Origin of the sequence: Maribacter arcticus (assembly GCF_900167935.1) — a bacterium.
In the GTDB taxonomy this organism is placed as follows: Bacteria; Bacteroidota; Bacteroidia; order Flavobacteriales; family Flavobacteriaceae; genus Maribacter; species Maribacter arcticus.
In genome coordinates, this window is the sequence record NZ_FUYL01000001.1 from 557,147 (window position 1) to 573,963 (window position 16,817).

Here is a 16,817-nt window from a genome sequence, read left to right on the forward strand (position 1 = left end):
TATTAACTTTCAATTAAAGGTTACTCACCAAATTGTCTATAGAATGAAACGTTCTACAAAAGCTTGGTTTTGTTTTTTCGTCAATATAATGGGTTTGTCTTCCCAATATCCAAAAATTAGGATTGTTGTAATTTGACACCAATGTATTAAAATCTTCTAGGTACTTATTTATGCGGTCTTTCTCAGGAAAAACGGTGAAATATGATACAAAATAGATATCATCAAAATATTTTAAAACGTCTTCTAGATTTTCCATCGGAATGGTTGGTCCTAGATAAATACATTTATATCCTTTTAAGATTATTTCATAATTAATATATAAAAGGCCTATATCATGAATTTCGTTTTCAGGTAAAAAAGCGACAAAAACTTTATCTTTTTTTGTTGGTTCTAAGTGTTGAAGCTTTTCGGTATTCAGCAGAATTTTTTGTTTAATTAAACTACTGATAAAATGTTCATGTGCAGGACTAATAGTATCTGTTTGCCATAAAAGACCTAATTCGTTTAACAAGGGCACAAATGTTTCCTTAAATATTTCACGAAAAGAATTCTCTCCTAAAAGAGCATTATAGGTATTAAAAAACATGGTCTGGTCAAAATTGATCATCGCTAATTTAAACGCATTAATGGCCTGACTTTTATGACTATGCTTTGCTACAATTTCTCTTACAACATAGGGTATGTCATGGTCTGAAATTTTTGCGATTTTAGAAATCTTATGACCGTTATTATACAAAAGCGTAACATTGAGTAGTTTTTGTAAGCTTGAAAGGCTATACATTCTAATGTTAGTGTCTGTTCTTTCTGGTGATAATAGATTATATCTTTTTTCCCAAATTCGAATAGTATGTGCTTTAATACCAGAGAGGTTTTCTAAATCTCTAATACTAAATTGCTTTTTTACATTGTTCATGTTTTCTAAAAAAGGATTAAACAAATTTACAATTAATTGGTTTGTCTAGTACTACTGGAAAGTTAAAATTATCAAAATAAAAAAGGCTAGATACAAATCTAGCCTTTTTGTGCCCACGACTAGATTCGAACTAGCACGTCCTTACGAACACTACCCCCTCAAGGTAGCATGTCTACCAATTTCACCACGTGGGCAATTGTTTATTTATAGAAGCGCAAATATAGAAACCTATCTTTCATTATAAAATATTTGTGGATAATAAATAAGGAAAACCACTATTCTAGATGAAAATGGATTGTTGGTATTGTGTAGGGGTTACGCCTTTTATCTTTTTAAATTTTTTGTTGAAGTTCGAAATTGAATTAAAACCAGACAAATCAGAAATAAGGTTAATGTTCAATTCATTCTTAGAACTGAGTAATTGGCATGCATGTTCTACTCTAAGCTCGATTAAAAATTGAAAAAAAGTTTTATTGGTACGTTGTTTAAAAAAGCGGCAAAATGCATTGGGTGTCATGAAAGCCATTTTAGAGATTTCTTTTAACGCAATTGGTTTTTGAAAGTTCTTGAAAACAAAATCGAATATCACTTGTAAGCGCTCACCTTCATTGGATGTTAAGGTTTTCGAGTAAATAAATTTGCTCAATGGCTCAATGGTTACTGTACTTAAGAGTGCTAATAGCTTTAAAAAAGTAACAAATCGTTCTAACTTGTCTTGAGATGATAGTTTTAATATGGAATCTGATGTCTGTTTTTTGCCTGATAATACTTTGAATCCACAATTTGAATTCAAGAAAAAAGATTGTAAATCTTTGAAATAAGGTAACTTGAAAAAATCAACTCCGAATGTATTTTCGGTAAAGAAAATAGTAACCATATGAGCGTTTAATTCACCCGGTATGCTCTTAAAAATATGTGGAAGATTACTACCTATTACATAAATATCCCCTATTGAAAACTGATGTATACTATCACCAACCAATAATTTTCCTGTACCATTTATGATATAGCTGATCTGTATTTCTTCGTGTTGATGTAAGCGATTATAGAATAAAGGCTCTTTGTCAATCTGAACAATTAAATGTTCATCTACAGGTTTCGGTATTTTAAAAGGATACACTTTCATTTGCATCTAATTTATCATTTTAAATCATATAAAAGATAATAATAGGGTAGAATAGTCTCAGGTCTGGTTAATATGTTAGTACAAAGTTTAGTATGCTACTTGTAGTTTTGGGTATCACTAAAAATAGATAAGATGAGTATATCATGGAAAGGCGTTATGCCTGCGGTTACTACCAAGTTTACCAATAAAGATGAATTAGATTTAGATATGTTTTCAGTTAACATTAAAGCGCAATTAGACGCTGGTGTTAGCGGAATAATACTTGGGGGTACTTTAGGAGAAGCGAGTACACTTACCTATGATGAGAAAAAAATATTAATGAAGGAAACCGTAAAGCTTGTTAAGGGCGAGGTTCCTGTAATAATTAATATAGCAGAGCAGACTACTAAAGGTGCTATTCATGCTGCAGAAGTTGCCGAAGAATGTGGTGCTACTGGTTTAATGATGCTGCCGCCAATGCGCTATAAGGCCAATGATTACGAAACGGTAACTTACTTTAAGGAAACTGCCAAAAGCACAAGCTTACCGATTATGATTTATAATAACCCTATAGATTACGGTATTATGGTTACTTTAGATATGTTCGATGAGCTAATGATTTGTGATAATATACAAGCAGTTAAAGAATCGACGAGAGATATTTCAAATATTACCCGAATAAAATCTAGATTCGGTAATCGTTTAAAAGTTTTAACAGGTGTCGATACTTTAGGATTAGAAAGTGTTTTAATGGGTGCCGATGGTTGGGTAGCTGGTCTTGTATGTGCTTTTCCAGCAGAAACTTGTGCTGTTTACGAGCTTGCAAAAGCAGGAAGAATAGCAGAAGCTTTAGAGATATATAGATGGTTCTTGCCATTATTAGAATTAGATATTAGTCCGCAATTGGTTCAAAATATTAAAATGGCAGAAGTGGCTACAGGTATCGGTACTGAAAATGTACGTGCGCCAAGGTTGCCTTTAATCGGTGCGGAAAGAGAACGTGTAGCTGCTGTTATTAAAAAAGGAATGGCATCTAGACCTAAATTACCAGAGTATAAAGGAATTAACTAGTTGTATTTTAATTAGTTATGATGAAATCAGAAAATTATTTAGATTGAAAAGTAAAGTAAGAATCAGAAATTATTACAGGTTCTTTCTTTATTTTTGAGTACCACATAAAAATAGAAAATGATAAGCGGAAAAAATATAATAGGAAACAAGTTATCAAAACAAGGAGATGTAACCTATAAAACATTCAATCCTAAAACCAATAAAGAGACCGATTTTACATTTTACGAGGCGACATCGGTCGAGATTAATGAAGCGGTTGAATTGGCTTCTGAAGCTTATAAGGTTTATAAAGATATTTCTGGCATTAAAAAAGCTGGTTTTTTAGAAGCGATAGCTCTTGAAATTGAGGCTTTGGGAGATGAATTGATAGAAACCTATTGTAAAGAATCTGGTTTGCCAGAAGGTAGGGCCCGCGGAGAACGTGGTCGTACTATGGGACAATTAAGAGCGTTTGCGGCGCTATTGAAAGAAGGTTCTTGGGTAGAGGCTGTAATTGAAAAAGGACAACCAGACCGAGAGCCAATGCCTAAAGCCGATATTAGAAAAATGTTATTTCCATTAGGTCCGGTGGTGGTTTTTGGAGCCAGTAATTTTCCATTGGCATTTTCGACTGCTGGTGGTGATACCGCAAGCGCGCTTGCGGCAGGATGCCCTGTGATTGTAAAAAGTCACCCAATGCACTCAGGAACTGGCGAATTGGTTTCTATGGCAATTATAAAAGCCGCTCAGCAAACAGGAATGCCAAATGGAGTTTTCTCAAACTTAAATAGTAGTGGTTTTGAGGTTGGTCAACAATTGGTAAAACACCCTAAAGTGAAGGCTGTTGGTTTTACTGGTAGTTTACATGGTGGTATGGCCTTATATAAATTGGCAAACGAACGCGATGAGCCTATTCCTGTTTTTGCAGAAATGGGCAGTATAAACCCAGTAGTAATTTTTCCTTCTGCACTTGAGGCTTCTGGCCAAGTTTGGGCAACCAAATACGCATCATCTATAACTATGGGGGCAGGTCAATTTTGCACCAACCCTGGTTTGGTTTTAGGTATAAAAGGAGAGCAAATGGATGCTTTTGCCAAAACCTTATCTCAAGAAATTCTTAAGCTTGAGCCTACTTCCATGTTGCATCCAAATATATATGGTAAATATACCGAGGGTAAAAATGATTTGTCTGGGCAAGATGGGGTTACTGTTATCGCAGATTATACAAAAGAAACTAGTGCGAATGTAGCGCGACCAACAATACTAAAGGTAAGTGGTGCTAAGTTTTTAGCGAATGCAAAACTTCATAAAGAGGTTTTCGGGCCTTTCTCTGTAATTGTAAGTTGCAAAGACGCGGCACAACTAGAAGAAGTATTAAATAATTTAGAAGGCCAACTAACAGGTACAATATTAGGAAACGAAAAGGATTTTGCAACGTATGGTAATGTTGTTGATACACTTCAAAGCAGGGTAGGGCGAATTTTATTTAATGGCGTACCTACCGGTGTAGAAGTTTGTTCTTCAATGGTTCATGGTGGGCCATTTCCTGCATCGACCGATGCTCGTTTCACTTCTGTGGGTACGTCGGCTATCAAAAGATGGGTGCGCCCAGTTTCTTTTCAAGATTGGCCGAATAAATTTCTTCCAAAAGCACTACAAGATGAAAATCCTTTAGGGATAGTACGTTTAGAAGAAGGCAGTTATACCAATTAAAAATGGAACTAATGAAAAGCTTGAGTTATAAATTCAACTATGTAATTACGATTTTAAATATGTCGTTACTTCTATTTACGATATATTCTCAAGCTCAAAAAAGTGAAATAGCATTATCATCGATACTTTCAGAAATTGAAGGGTACAGTTCTTTTGACAGAAGTGAACACCCCTTAGGCGTTCATAAAGAATCTTTAGCAAAAAAAGATGCTGAATTTGCTAAAAAGCAACTTGCCATATTAGCGAGTTTAGATAAAACCGAACTTACTGAAACTGAATTGATCTCTTGTGAATTGTTAAGATTTCAACTCCAAAATGAGGTTGACGAGTATCAATATAAAATGTATTTGAATCCTATTCAAGCAGATCAAGGTTTTCATTTAAATCTTAATTATAGGATAACACCAATTTTAAGTTATGAAGATGCAAAACAGTATCTGAAAATGCTTAGTGCTATACCTGATTTTGTTGATGAACATATTATTTTATTAAAAAAGGGATTGAAAGAAGGTGTTTCTCAACCTAAAATCATTTTTAAAGGATATGAATCTACCTATGATACTCATATTGTAAACGATTATTCGCAAAGTAGTTTCTACGGACCCTTACAACAGCTACCTGAAGTAATTAGCAAAGTGCAACAAGACTCTGTTAAAGTTGCTGCCCAGAACATTATAATGGACAAGGTGGTGCCATCATTCAAAAAAATCAAAACTTTTTTTGAAACGGATTATATACCGTCTACACGAAATGCTATCGGAGTATCTGAAACACCAAATGGTTTAGAATTCTACCAAAATAGAATTAATTATTATACAACTACAACCGAATATTCAGCAGATGATATCCACACAATAGGGCTTTCTGAAGTCGCTCGTATTAAGTCTGAAATGAATGCTATTATCGAAAAGGTAAATTTTAAAGGAAGCTTTTCAGAGTTTTTAACCTTTCTTAGAACCGATTCTCAATTTTATGCAAAAACAGGTGATGAACTTTTGATGAATGCACGAGATATAGCAAAACGTATCGATGCAGAATTACCAAAATATTTTTCAACATTACCGCGCCGCCCTTATGGTGTTATAAAAGTACCTGATGCCATCGCACCCAAATATACGGGTGGCAGATACTCGGGGCCTTCATCAGAAACACAACCTGGGTATTATTTGGTGAACACTTATAAACTAGAAAGTAGACCATTGTATACTTTACCTTCATTGACTGCACATGAAGCTGTACCTGGTCATCATTTACAAGGCAGTTTAAATAAGGAGTTGGGCGATAGTATACCATATTTTAGAAGAGATATGTACTTATCTGCCTATGGTGAAGGTTGGGCACTGTACACCGAGTTTTTAGGTAATGAGCTAGGTATTTATAGAACGCCCTATGAAGAATTTGGTAAATTGACTTATGAAATGTGGCGTGCATGCAGGTTAGTTGTAGACACCGGTATTCATGCAAAAGGATGGAGTAGAGAAGAAGTGATTGCTTACATGACTAATAATACAGCCTTATCGGTACATGAGATAAACACTGAAACGGATCGTTATATCGCATGGCCGGGTCAAGCAATATCATATAAGATAGGAGAGTTGAAAATCAGGGAACTTCGGAAAAAAGCTGAAGAAGTTTTAGCTGAGAATTTTAATATTCGTGATTTTCATGAAATCGTTTTAGAACAGGGTACGGTGACATTACCTATTTTAGAGCGCAGGGTAAACGATTATATTAATCGTACGAAATAATTTTTTTTATGGCCAGTAATACATTTGTTTGTATCGATGCCCATACGTGTGGCAATCCTGTTAGAGTAATAAAACATGGCGGTCCAGATTTGGTCGGTGCTACCATGAGCGAAAAGCGGCAACATTTTTTAAAAGAATTTGATTGGATTCGAAAGGGGTTAATGTATGAGCCGCGAGGCCATGATATGATGAGCGGTAGTATATTCTATCCACCAAGTGATCCAAACAATGATTTCGGAATTTTGTTTATTGAAACAAGTGGCTGCCTACCCATGTGTGGTCACGGTACAATTGGCGCTATTACAATAGGTATTGAAGAAGGATTAATAAGTCCTAAAATTCCGGGACAAGTGCGTATGGAAACCCCTGCAGGTTTGGTTAATATTAGTTATCAGCAGACGAAATCTAAAGTTGATTGGGTGAAATTGACGAATGTAAAATCGTATTTAGCAGCGACAGATTTAATGATAGTATCATCAGATTTGGGAGAGCTAACTTTTGATGTTTCCTATGGAGGTAATTTTTATGCTATTGTCGACCCGCAAGAAAACTTCACAGGAATACAAGATTTTTCTGCGAGCAAATTAATTCAGTTCAGTCAGGAAATAAGGGAGAAAATCAATGATAAATATCCAGATACTTTTATACATCCAATAGATTCAACCATTAGAAATGTAAGTCATTTATTATGGACGGGTACTACTATTTCTGAAACCGCAACTGCTAGAAATGCTGTTTTCTATGGAGATAAAGCTATTGACAGATCACCTTGTGGTACTGGTACATCTGCACGAATGGCACAGTGGTACGCTAAAGGTAAGTTAGCATTAAGAGAAGATTTTATTCATGAGAGTTTTATTGGCTCTCGGTTTATAGGTCGGGTTGAAGAAGAAACTACTTTAGCTGGGAAACCGGCAATTATACCTAGTATAAAAGGTTGGGCCAAAATTTATGGTCAAAACACCATTACCATTGATGATGATGATCCATACGCTTATGGATTTCAAGTAATTTAAAATTTTAAACTATCAACCAATGAAAAAATTTAGTCTGTATTATGTTTTCCTGTTAATAGTATTAGGAAGTTGTAAAGAAAAGCAAGTAGCATCTGAACAGCCGGTTCCCTTGTTAGATAAGGTTTCGGCACAGTACGAACTTTTGTATGATAATGCATTACCATTTATGGATACTGACACCCCTATGCCAAGAACCATTGTTGATGGTAAATTGCATACTGTTGGTGTTTATGATTGGACGAGTGGGTTTCACCCAGGATCTATGTGGAATTTATATAAACTAACCAATAACGAGGAATGGAAGAATAGGGCCACCCACTACACAAAACTTTTAGATACGACACAATATTGGGAAGGTACCCATGACCTTGGCTTTATGATAGGTGATAGTTATGGTAATGCATTAAAGTATGAGAATAATGCTGACTATGAAAAAGTAATGGTTCAAGCAGCTAAATCGCTTTCCTCGCGATTTAAACCGAATGCAGGAATTATACAGTCTTGGGAATCTAATGACCGTTGGCAATGCCCAGTAATAATTGATAATATGATGAACTTAGAAATGATGTTCGAGGCAACAAAGATTTCTGGTGATTCTACTTTTTATCAAATTGCTGTAATACATGCAGATACGACTATGGCCAAGCATTTTAGAAAAGATTATAGTTCGTATCATGTATTGGATTATGATACCAAGACAGGAGAGGTTTTAAAGCGAAACACAGCTCAAGGGTATAAAGATGAATCTGCGTGGGCTAGGGGGCAGGCATGGGGTCTGTATGGTTTTATAGTAATGTATAGAGAAACTAAAAATCTTAAATATTTAAATCAAGCAAAACATATTGCACGGTTTATAATGAATCATCCAAACCTACCAGAAAATAAAGTTCCTTACTGGGACTACAATGCACCTGTTACAGCACAAACACCTCGTGATGCATCTGCGGCAGCAATTACTGCTTCGGCACTTTATGAACTCAGCACCTATGTTGAAGATGATTTAAATTCAGCTTATATTAATGAAGCCAATACAATCTTAGAAACTTTAAGCAAGGAGCCTTATTTGGCCGAAGTGGGAACGAACGAAGGTTTTCTCTTAAAACATTCTACAGGGCATCTACCTAATGACTCTGAAATTGATGTGCCCATTAATTATGCTGATTATTACTTTTTAGAAGCCTTAATTCGTCAACGTGAAATGGTTAAGTAGCAAGTAGTATGGCAAAAAATATAGTAATAATTGGTGGTGGTATTGTAGGGTTATGTTCTGCGTATTACTTAAGTAAAGAAGGCCATCAAATAACGGTTATCGATAAGGGAGATATTACCTCTGGAGCCTCATTTGTAAATGCGGGCTATATAACTCCTAGCCATATAATACCTTTAGCATCACCAGGTATGATTGCAAAAGGAATAAAAATGATGTTCAATTCTGCAAGTCCGTTTTATATGAAACCAAGACTAGATGCCGAATTCTTGAAATGGTCATGGTATTTTCATAAGTCTTCTACAAAGGCTAAAGTTGAAAAAGCGATTCCGGTTATTAAAGAAATCAACCTCATCAGTAGAGAATTATTTACAGATATTAGAAATTCGGGTGATTTAGGTGAGTTTCAACTTGAACGTAAAGGTTTATTGATGTTATATAAAACCCAAGCAAGCTATTTGCATGAAAAGGAGGTTGCCGATAGAGCTAGTTACTTAGGTCTTGAAGTTTCAGATTTGAATAATTCTGAATTGAAAAAGATAGAACCTAACGTGAATATCGATGCAGAGGGAGCCATTCATTATGAATGTGACGGCCATACGACCCCAACCGAAATTATGCCCAAGATGTTAAATTATCTTAAAAGTGTTGGAGTTAATATTTGCATCAACGAAGAAGTTATCGATATAAAGACTAGTAATGGCGTAATAAAGGAAGTTATAACCGATAAGAACAATTATCACCCAGATGAAGTGATTTTGGCCGCAGGGTCTTGGAGTGGTGAACTTTCTAAGAAGTTGAGTTTAAAGCTTTCCTTACAAGGTGGAAAAGGTTATCGTATTAATGTTGCGCGTAATACAGGTATATCAATGCCCGCTATACTGATGGAAGCCAAAATGGCGGTGACACCCATGAATGGTTTTACACGTTTCGCAGGTACTATGGAATTTTCTGGGAATAATAATATAGTTAGAAAAGAACGTGTGTTGGCAATTGCCAATGGCGCACATTCATTTTATCCTGATTTAGAAATTAATTTTGCTGAGATAGAAAGTGCAAAAACGGGACTACGACCAGTTTCACCTGACGGTTTGCCGTATATAGGCAAGTCTGCAAGTATTAAAAACTTAATTATCGCTACGGGTCATGCGATGATGGGTTGGAGCCTTGGGCCTGTAACTGGAAAGTTGGTTTCTGAGTTAATAAACGATAAAAAAACCTCCATGAATTTAGCAGCCTTTAGTCCAGAAAGAACATTTTAAGGAAATTGTTTAAAAATTCATCGTTACTAAATTACCATTCACCTACAGTAAATGTCCATTCACCTACAGTAGACATTTTAATAGTTCCTTAACTTTGATATTTGTTTTACTAAAATATATAGGTAATGGATATTTTATTAATAGAAGATGATTTAATCGAAGTAATGAAGTTGAAACGTACTGTTTCTAAACTGAATTTAAAGCATTCGATTATTGAGGCAAAAAATGGTGAAGAAGCATTAAGTTATCTAAGGTCTGGGGAGAAATTACCAGACATCATTCTTCTAGATTTAAATATGCCACGAATGAACGGTATAGAATTTCTAACTATTTTAAAGGAAGATGAATTGTTGCAGTATTTGCCAACGGTCATTTTAACTACATCAGAAAATAGAGCCGATTTGCTAAAATGTTATCAAGCTGGTATTGCCGGTTATGTAATAAAGCCGTTGAAATATGAAGATTATGAGTACAAGTTAAATGCCGTTTTAGAGTACTGGAGTGTTAATCAACTAGTGAAAGGCTAACAAAAAAGCTCATTTCACAACATTTTTATGCAATTACGTATTAATTTTCCTACGTTTAGAACGTAATTAAAAAGTTTCAAATGAAAGGAATTGTATTTACTGAGTTTTTAGAAATGGTTGAGGCTGAATTTGGTCTAGAAACCGTTGACAATATTATTGAAAAATCAAACTTACCATCAGAGGGTATATACACCTCGGTAGCAACCTATGAGTTTAATGAAATGGTTGCCCTAATCACACAACTCAGTGAAGAGGTGAATTTACCGGCAGGAGATTTAATCTATGCTTTTGGGCTTTACTTATTTTCTAGTTTAAAGAATGCCCATCCAGAAGTCATACAGAGTTATAGATCACCAATCGCACTTCTATATTCTATAGAAGACCATATACACGTACACGTTAAAAAGTTATATCCAGAGGCAGAATTGCCAACTTTTAAGATTCTTGAAAAGACAGATACTTCTATTTCAATGATTTATAGTTCCTCTCGAGGATTGTATAGGTTAGCCCAAGGGTTAATTGAAAAAGCATTTGAACATTTTAATGGTAAAGCTGAAATAACCTATGAACTTTTAAAAGAAGACGGTACCGAAGTAAAATTTGATATCGTACAGAATGGATAATAAGGAAGTTGTTCTTTTAAAAAAGGCCTTAGAAAGACAAAAAAAAGCACGTCAACAAGCAGAGAGAATTTTAGAAGTTAAATCTAAAGAGCTTTACGATGTTTCCCATCATTTAAGGGAGGCAAACAGTAAGCTAGAGAATTTGTTGAGTGAAAAATCTTCTGAATTAGATGGTGTGTTCATTAACATTATTGACCCATATGTAGTTATGGACCTTCAATTTAATGTTATCAATATGAATAGATCAGCCAAAGAATTTTTAGGCTTTGATCACACCTCCAAAAATGTAAACCTTTCTCAGTTTATTCACCCAGAATATATATCATACACAAACGAATCGATGCGTTCTATGATGGAAATTGGTACGCTAACAAATTATCGGGCAAAACTTATCTTAGATGATCATACAGAAAAATTTGTTCAAATAAACGCTAGTCTTATTTATAATAAAGACCATAAACCTATTGCAGCACAAGGCGTTATTAGAGATATTACTCAAGAAGCAGAGGTGAAAAAACTCGTTTTTGAACAGAAGAAACAATTAGATATTATTGTAGAAAATTCTCCACTAGGAATTGTTTTGGCTAAAGATGATATAATTATCAAAGCCAATAACACTTTTGTTGACATGCTTGGTTATAACTACAATGAACTTAAAAATATTTCTCTTAAGACAATTTCAAAACCTGAAAATGACTCTGGTAAACATGATCCAATCGACCAGATGCATGCTGGTGATTTAAATAACTATACCTCTATACTAAAGTTTGTAAAGAAAGATGGGTCTAAGTTTATGGCTAAAACCAGGATAACTGCAATCATAGATAATGAGGTTAAGACAGATTATCAGGTGGTTATAATTGAAGATATTTCAAAAGAACTTGAAGCTGATAGAAAACTGAAAGCCTCTGAAAATAGATTAGCGGCATTAATATCTAATTTACAAACAGGTGTGCTTCTAGAAGATGAGGATGGAAAAATTGCCTTGACAAATCAAATGTACTGTAACCTTTTTAATATTGAGCAAACTCCAAATCAGCTTATTGGTAATGACTGTGAAGAATCTGAAGAACATAATAAAAAGTTTTTTAAGAATTCTGAAAAATTTGTTAGTCGAATTGAAGAAATACTAGCAAAAAGAGAAACCGTCTTATCAGATGAACTTGAAATGAACGATGGTAGAATCTTAGAAAGGGACTATATACCTATCAATAATGATGGGGATTATAAAGGTTATTTATGGGCATATCATGATGTTACCATAAGTAAGAATTACCGAAAAAATTTAGAGGCAGAACGTGAAAAATACAGTAGTATTATAGCTAATATGAATCTTGGGTTGGTAGAGATTGACATTGACGATAAAATTCAAATGGTTAACCAAAGTTTTTATCAAATGAGTGGCTATGATGAGGATGAATTGTTGGGTCAGGTATTAGCAGATGTTGTTAATTTTAAAAACAATAAATTTTTCTCTGAAAAGACTAGCAGAAGATTGAAAGGAGAATCTGATTCTTATGAAGTAGAAGTATTTAATAAACAAAAAAATATAAAGCATTGGCTCATTAGCGGTGCTCCGAGATATAATGATTCGGGATCTGTAATTGGATCCATAGGTATTTTTTTAGATATATCAGATCAAAAGGAACTTGAACTTCAAAAAGAAAAATTACTTAGCGAATTGGAAAATAGTAATCAAGGGCTTCAAGAATATGCTCACATTGTTTCGCATGACCTTAAATCACCTTTGCGAAGCATTAGTGCATTAGCTACTTGGTTATATGAAGATTATAAGGAAGTTTTAGATGAAGGCGGAAAGCAGAATTTAGAGCTTATGCAAGAAAAGGTTGCCTCAATGGATAAATTGATCCACGGTATCTTAGAATACTCTACAGCAAACAGTTCTGAACTTGATGATTCTTTAGTAGATTTAAATAACGTTATTTCTGATATTGGAGAAACCATTTATATCCCTGAACATGTTAAGTTAGTAGTGCCTAAAACGTTACCCACAATTGTTGCCGATCGTATTAAAATGCATCAAGTGTTTCAAAATATAATAGGTAATGCCGTTGTCCACATAGAAAGAGAAATAGGGCTAGTTGAAGTTTTATATAAAGATTTGGGCGATCAATGGCAATTTACGATTAGTGATAATGGTGTTGGTATACCTAAAGAATATCATAAAAAGATTTTCGACATATTTCAATCTATTGGTAATAATGAAAGATCAACAGGTATTGGACTTTCAATAGTTAAAAAAATTGTTGATCGCTACAATGGTACCCTTTGGGTAGATAGTATTGTTGGAGAAGGAACTCAATTCCATTTTACAATTAAGAAAAACGAAATCTGAAAAAATAACCGATGACAATAGTTCAAGCAATTAAAAAACCGAATGAACCTTTTGTTTTTAATGAGAAAAGAATACTATTAAAAGAACCTTTAGTTTTGGTTTTCGGAAATAGATATATGTTAGAAAGTGAACATATTTATGCTGAGGTGAAAGATTTATTTCCTAATTCACATATAGTGTTCGGTACCACTTCTGGTGAAATCATAGATGATAGCGTTTTAGAAGGTACTGTTGTTTTAACTGCTATTGAGTTTAAAAAAAGTTCAGTGGTAATAAAGCGAAGTAATATTAATGATTTTAAAAATAACGATTATAAGTTAGGTGAGAGCTTAATGGCTGAATTTCCTAAGGAGAATTTAAAACACCTATTTATTATTTCAGAAGGTAGTTCGGTTAATGGTAGTGCATTAATTAATGGTTTAGAGAAGGTTAAGAATACGGGGATAAGCTTATCTGGAGGTCTTTGTGGTGACGATGGTCGTTTCGAAAGAACCTTGGCTTCGTATAATGAAAACCCTAAGGAAGGCGAAATAATTGCTATTGGCTTTTATGGCGAAACTTTAGAAATTACGAGTTCAAATTATGGTGGATGGACACCTTTTGGTCCTGAAAGAATAATCACAAAATCTGAAGGCAATGTTTTATTTGAACTTGATGGTAAACCTGCTTTGGACCTATATAAAACGTATTTAGGTGAAAAGGCTAACGAATTGCCTAAATCTGCGTTATTGTATCCATTAAGTGTTCGAATAGAAGAAGATTCAGAACCGTTGGTTCGTACCATTTTAAATATAGATAACGATAAAAATACGATGATTTTAGCGGGTGATGTGCCAGAAGGGTCAAAGGTTCAATTAATGATGTCATCGGTAGACGATATTGTCAGTGGTGCCATTCATGCAGCAGAGTTGGCAATGAAAGGGCGCGAAAATAATCCTGAGTTGGCACTTCTAATAAGTTGTATTGGTCGTAAATTGGTCATGGACCAAAGAACCGAAGAAGAGATTGAGGAAGTGAAATCTGTTATAGGAAATGATACTTTCATAAGTGGTTTTTACTCCTATGGCGAAATGGCACCATTTAGTGGTCAACAGGAATGTAAATTGCACAATCAAACAATGACCTTAACTTTATTTAGCGAATAATGCATTCTTTATTAAAAAGACAGCTTAGAAAACACCTTTCTTCAGACCTTGATAAGCATCCAGATATGGAACGTTTTTTAGAGGCGATAGACAAGTCATATGAAAATCATGATGAAAAGTTGTCTATGCTACATAGAGCTTCTAAGATAAGTTCAGACGAGCTTTATGATGCGAATAGTAAATTGCAAACAGAGGCCCTTCAACAGAAGAATATTTTGGTATCTCTAGCAAATGCCATTCGTAGTTTAACAGAGAATTTAAACGAAGAAGAACTATTTGGTCAGAATATAAAAGACGAATTTAATGCCGAGAATTTAGCCACCTATATAAGTAATTTAGCGACAAAGGTTTCTGAGATGACCGCAGAAAAAGATAAACTTCTTAAAAGCTTAGAGAATCAAAACCAATCGTTGAATAACTATGCTCAAATGGTTTCCCATGATTTAAAATCTCCGATACGAAATATCAATGCCCTGATGAGTTGGATTATGGATGATGAAAAGGAAAAATTTTCTGATGCAAGCAAGGAAAACTGTTCATTGGTATCTCAAAATCTTGGCAAAATGGATAAATTGATTACCGGTATATTAGACCATGCTACAATGGGTGAAACTAAGGAGCATAGAGTTTCTTTTGATGTTGGCGATGTTCTAAAGGAAATCGTGCAAACTATCTACGTGCCTGAGAATATTACTTTTGAGTACGCTGATAATTTGCCACAAATGCTGTTTGAAAGAGCAAGGTTAGAGCAATTGTTCATGAACTTGTTCACCAATGCCGTTACTGCTACCGAAAATGTAGAAAAAGGAGTAATCAAAATTGACTATGAACCAGATGAAGTTTTTTGGAAATTTAGTGTTGCCGATAATGGTAAAGGTATACCAGAAAATCATCAAGAAGGAATATTTCAAATGTTCAAAAAGCTAGAAACCGCTAACAATGCCACTGGTATCGGACTTGCAATTGTTAAGAAAATTGCTGTACTTTATGAAGGTGATGTTTGGTTAGAATCAATGGAAAATGAAGGAACAACTTTTTTTATTACCTTAAAAAAGAATTCATGATAGAACAACCAAATCTTAATTATGTCGATGAGCTTGCAGGTGATGATATTGAATTTAGAAATCAATTTATCACGATTATCAAAGATGAGTTTCCTTTAGAAAAGGAAGAATATCATGGTCATGTAACTAATAATAGAGTAAAAGCTACTGCTGAAATTGTTCATAAGCTTAAGCATAAATTCAATATTTTAGGTATGGAGAATTCATACAAACTAGCAGTTGCGTACGAAATGGAATTATTAGATGGAAAAAATGGTAGTGAATCTAAATTTAATGAGGTTCTGGAAACTATTGAAGAATATATAAAAACAATTTAAATGAACTGTATTATAATTGATGATGAAGCTACGGCAAGAGCAATTGTGAGACAGTTGTGTTCAAAAATCCCTGAGCTTGATATAATTGAAGAATTTGATAATGCCATTTCGGCGATTAAGTTTTTAAACCAACAGAATATCGAAATCATATTTTTGGATATTCACATGCCTGGTTTTAGCGGAGTGGATTTTGTACAGACCTTAAAAGATCCTCCAAATATTGTTTTGACTACTTCAGATACTGATTTTGCAATTACTGCTTATGAATATGAGTGTATAGTAGATTATTTGGTAAAGCCTATAACACAAGAACGATTTGAAAAATGTATTACAAAAATTTCTGGGCTGGCTAGTAAACCACCTAGAGTCATTTCTGAAAGTAAACAAGATGCTGTAGAAGGTGAAGATTTATATATTAATATTGATAGAAGACTCATAAAGCTTAAATTAAATGAAATTTTGGTCATTGAAGCTAAGGGAGATTATATAGATGTTAAAACGGAAAAAGAAGAATATAGGGTACATACTACCTTGAAAAAAATAAAGGAAAAACTACCTGAAAAATTATTTTTGCAGATACACCGGTCTTACATAATCAATTTTACTAAGATTATTGATATTGAAGATAACAGTGTTTTAATTGCGAAAAATGTTGTGCCTATTAGTCGCTCTAATAGACCAGAATTAATGAGACGCCTAAATCTTCTTTAATAAAAAATTCAGTAAACCTTCGCGTTCGATTACCAATTTTCTTGATAATTCATCAAATTT

15 protein-coding genes and 1 tRNA gene are annotated in these 16,817 nt (G+C 34.2%); 13 read left to right on the plus strand and 3 right to left on the minus strand.

The features are described from left to right. Positions 1–13: 13 nt before the first annotated feature. The 3 genes from B5X55_RS02595 to B5X55_RS02605 form a co-directional block, all read right to left on the minus strand. A complete protein-coding gene (locus B5X55_RS02595) occupies positions 14–913 on the minus strand; it encodes a MerR family transcriptional regulator (protein WP_079511018.1) in 900 nt (299 codons plus the stop codon). Positions 914–1,023: 110 nt separating this feature from the next. Further along, positions 1,024–1,107 (minus strand) — tRNA-Leu (locus tag B5X55_RS02600). An 86-nt stretch (positions 1,108–1,193) separates the two neighbouring features. Further along, positions 1,194–2,039: an AraC family transcriptional regulator gene (locus B5X55_RS02605; protein ID WP_079511096.1), complete on the minus strand. Its 846-nt coding sequence runs from the start codon at positions 2,037–2,039 to the stop codon at positions 1,194–1,196. A gap of 132 nt (positions 2,040–2,171) precedes the next feature. On the opposite strand from B5X55_RS02605, the gene B5X55_RS02610 reads away from it, so the two are divergent. The 13 genes from B5X55_RS02610 (at position 2,172) to B5X55_RS02670 (ending at position 16,757) form a co-directional block, all read left to right on the plus strand. Next, positions 2,172–3,089: a dihydrodipicolinate synthase family protein gene (locus B5X55_RS02610; RefSeq protein WP_079511019.1), complete on the plus strand. Its 918-nt coding sequence runs from the start codon at positions 2,172–2,174 to the stop codon at positions 3,087–3,089. 117 nt (positions 3,090–3,206) lie between these two features. Beyond that, positions 3,207–4,781 (plus strand): aldehyde dehydrogenase (NADP(+)), encoded by a 1,575-nt coding sequence (locus B5X55_RS02615; protein WP_079511020.1) that lies wholly within the window; start codon positions 3,207–3,209, stop codon positions 4,779–4,781. A gap of 11 nt (positions 4,782–4,792) precedes the next feature. After that, positions 4,793–6,529, plus strand: coding sequence for a DUF885 domain-containing protein (locus B5X55_RS02620; protein WP_079511097.1), 1,737 nt, complete (start codon positions 4,793–4,795; stop codon positions 6,527–6,529). Positions 6,530–6,537: 8 nt separating this feature from the next. After that, a complete protein-coding gene (locus B5X55_RS02625) occupies positions 6,538–7,545 on the plus strand; it encodes a 4-hydroxyproline epimerase (protein ID WP_079511021.1) in 1,008 nt (335 codons plus the stop codon). A gap of 19 nt (positions 7,546–7,564) precedes the next feature. Continuing rightward, the gene (locus B5X55_RS02630) at positions 7,565–8,755 is read left to right on the plus strand and encodes a glycoside hydrolase family 88 protein (RefSeq protein WP_079511022.1); all 1,191 of its coding nucleotides are present in this window, start codon (positions 7,565–7,567) and stop codon (positions 8,753–8,755) included. Between the two features lie 8 nt (positions 8,756–8,763). Then, the gene (locus tag B5X55_RS02635; RefSeq protein WP_079511023.1) at positions 8,764–10,014 is read left to right on the plus strand and encodes an NAD(P)/FAD-dependent oxidoreductase; all 1,251 of its coding nucleotides are present in this window, start codon (positions 8,764–8,766) and stop codon (positions 10,012–10,014) included. Positions 10,015–10,139: 125 nt separating this feature from the next. Continuing rightward, positions 10,140–10,541, plus strand: a complete 402-nt coding sequence (locus tag B5X55_RS02640; protein ID WP_079511024.1) for a response regulator — start codon at positions 10,140–10,142, stop codon at positions 10,539–10,541. 80 nt (positions 10,542–10,621) lie between these two features. Next, positions 10,622–11,164, plus strand: coding sequence for a heme NO-binding domain-containing protein (locus B5X55_RS02645; protein WP_079511025.1), 543 nt, complete (start codon positions 10,622–10,624; stop codon positions 11,162–11,164). Next, entirely contained in the window at positions 11,157–13,520 is a 2,364-nt protein-coding gene (locus tag B5X55_RS02650) for a PAS domain-containing sensor histidine kinase (RefSeq protein WP_079511026.1), read from the plus strand. Before B5X55_RS02645 ends, B5X55_RS02650 begins: the two co-directional genes overlap by 8 nt. An 11-nt stretch (positions 13,521–13,531) precedes the next feature. Further along, positions 13,532–14,665: an FIST signal transduction protein gene (locus B5X55_RS02655; RefSeq protein WP_079511027.1), complete on the plus strand. Its 1,134-nt coding sequence runs from the start codon at positions 13,532–13,534 to the stop codon at positions 14,663–14,665. After that, positions 14,665–15,729 carry a sensor histidine kinase gene (locus tag B5X55_RS02660; protein WP_079511028.1) on the plus strand — a complete coding sequence of 355 codons (1,065 nt, stop codon included), beginning with the start codon at positions 14,665–14,667 and terminating at the stop codon, positions 15,727–15,729. Before B5X55_RS02655 ends, B5X55_RS02660 begins: the two co-directional genes overlap by 1 nt. Further along, the gene (locus tag B5X55_RS02665; RefSeq protein ID WP_079511029.1) at positions 15,726–16,046 is read left to right on the plus strand and encodes a histidine kinase; all 321 of its coding nucleotides are present in this window, start codon (positions 15,726–15,728) and stop codon (positions 16,044–16,046) included. Before B5X55_RS02660 ends, B5X55_RS02665 begins: the two co-directional genes overlap by 4 nt. Then, on the plus strand, positions 16,047–16,757 hold the full coding sequence (locus tag B5X55_RS02670) for a LytR/AlgR family response regulator transcription factor (protein ID WP_079511030.1): 711 nt from the start codon (positions 16,047–16,049) through the stop codon (positions 16,755–16,757). Positions 16,758–16,817: the final 60 nt, after the last annotated feature.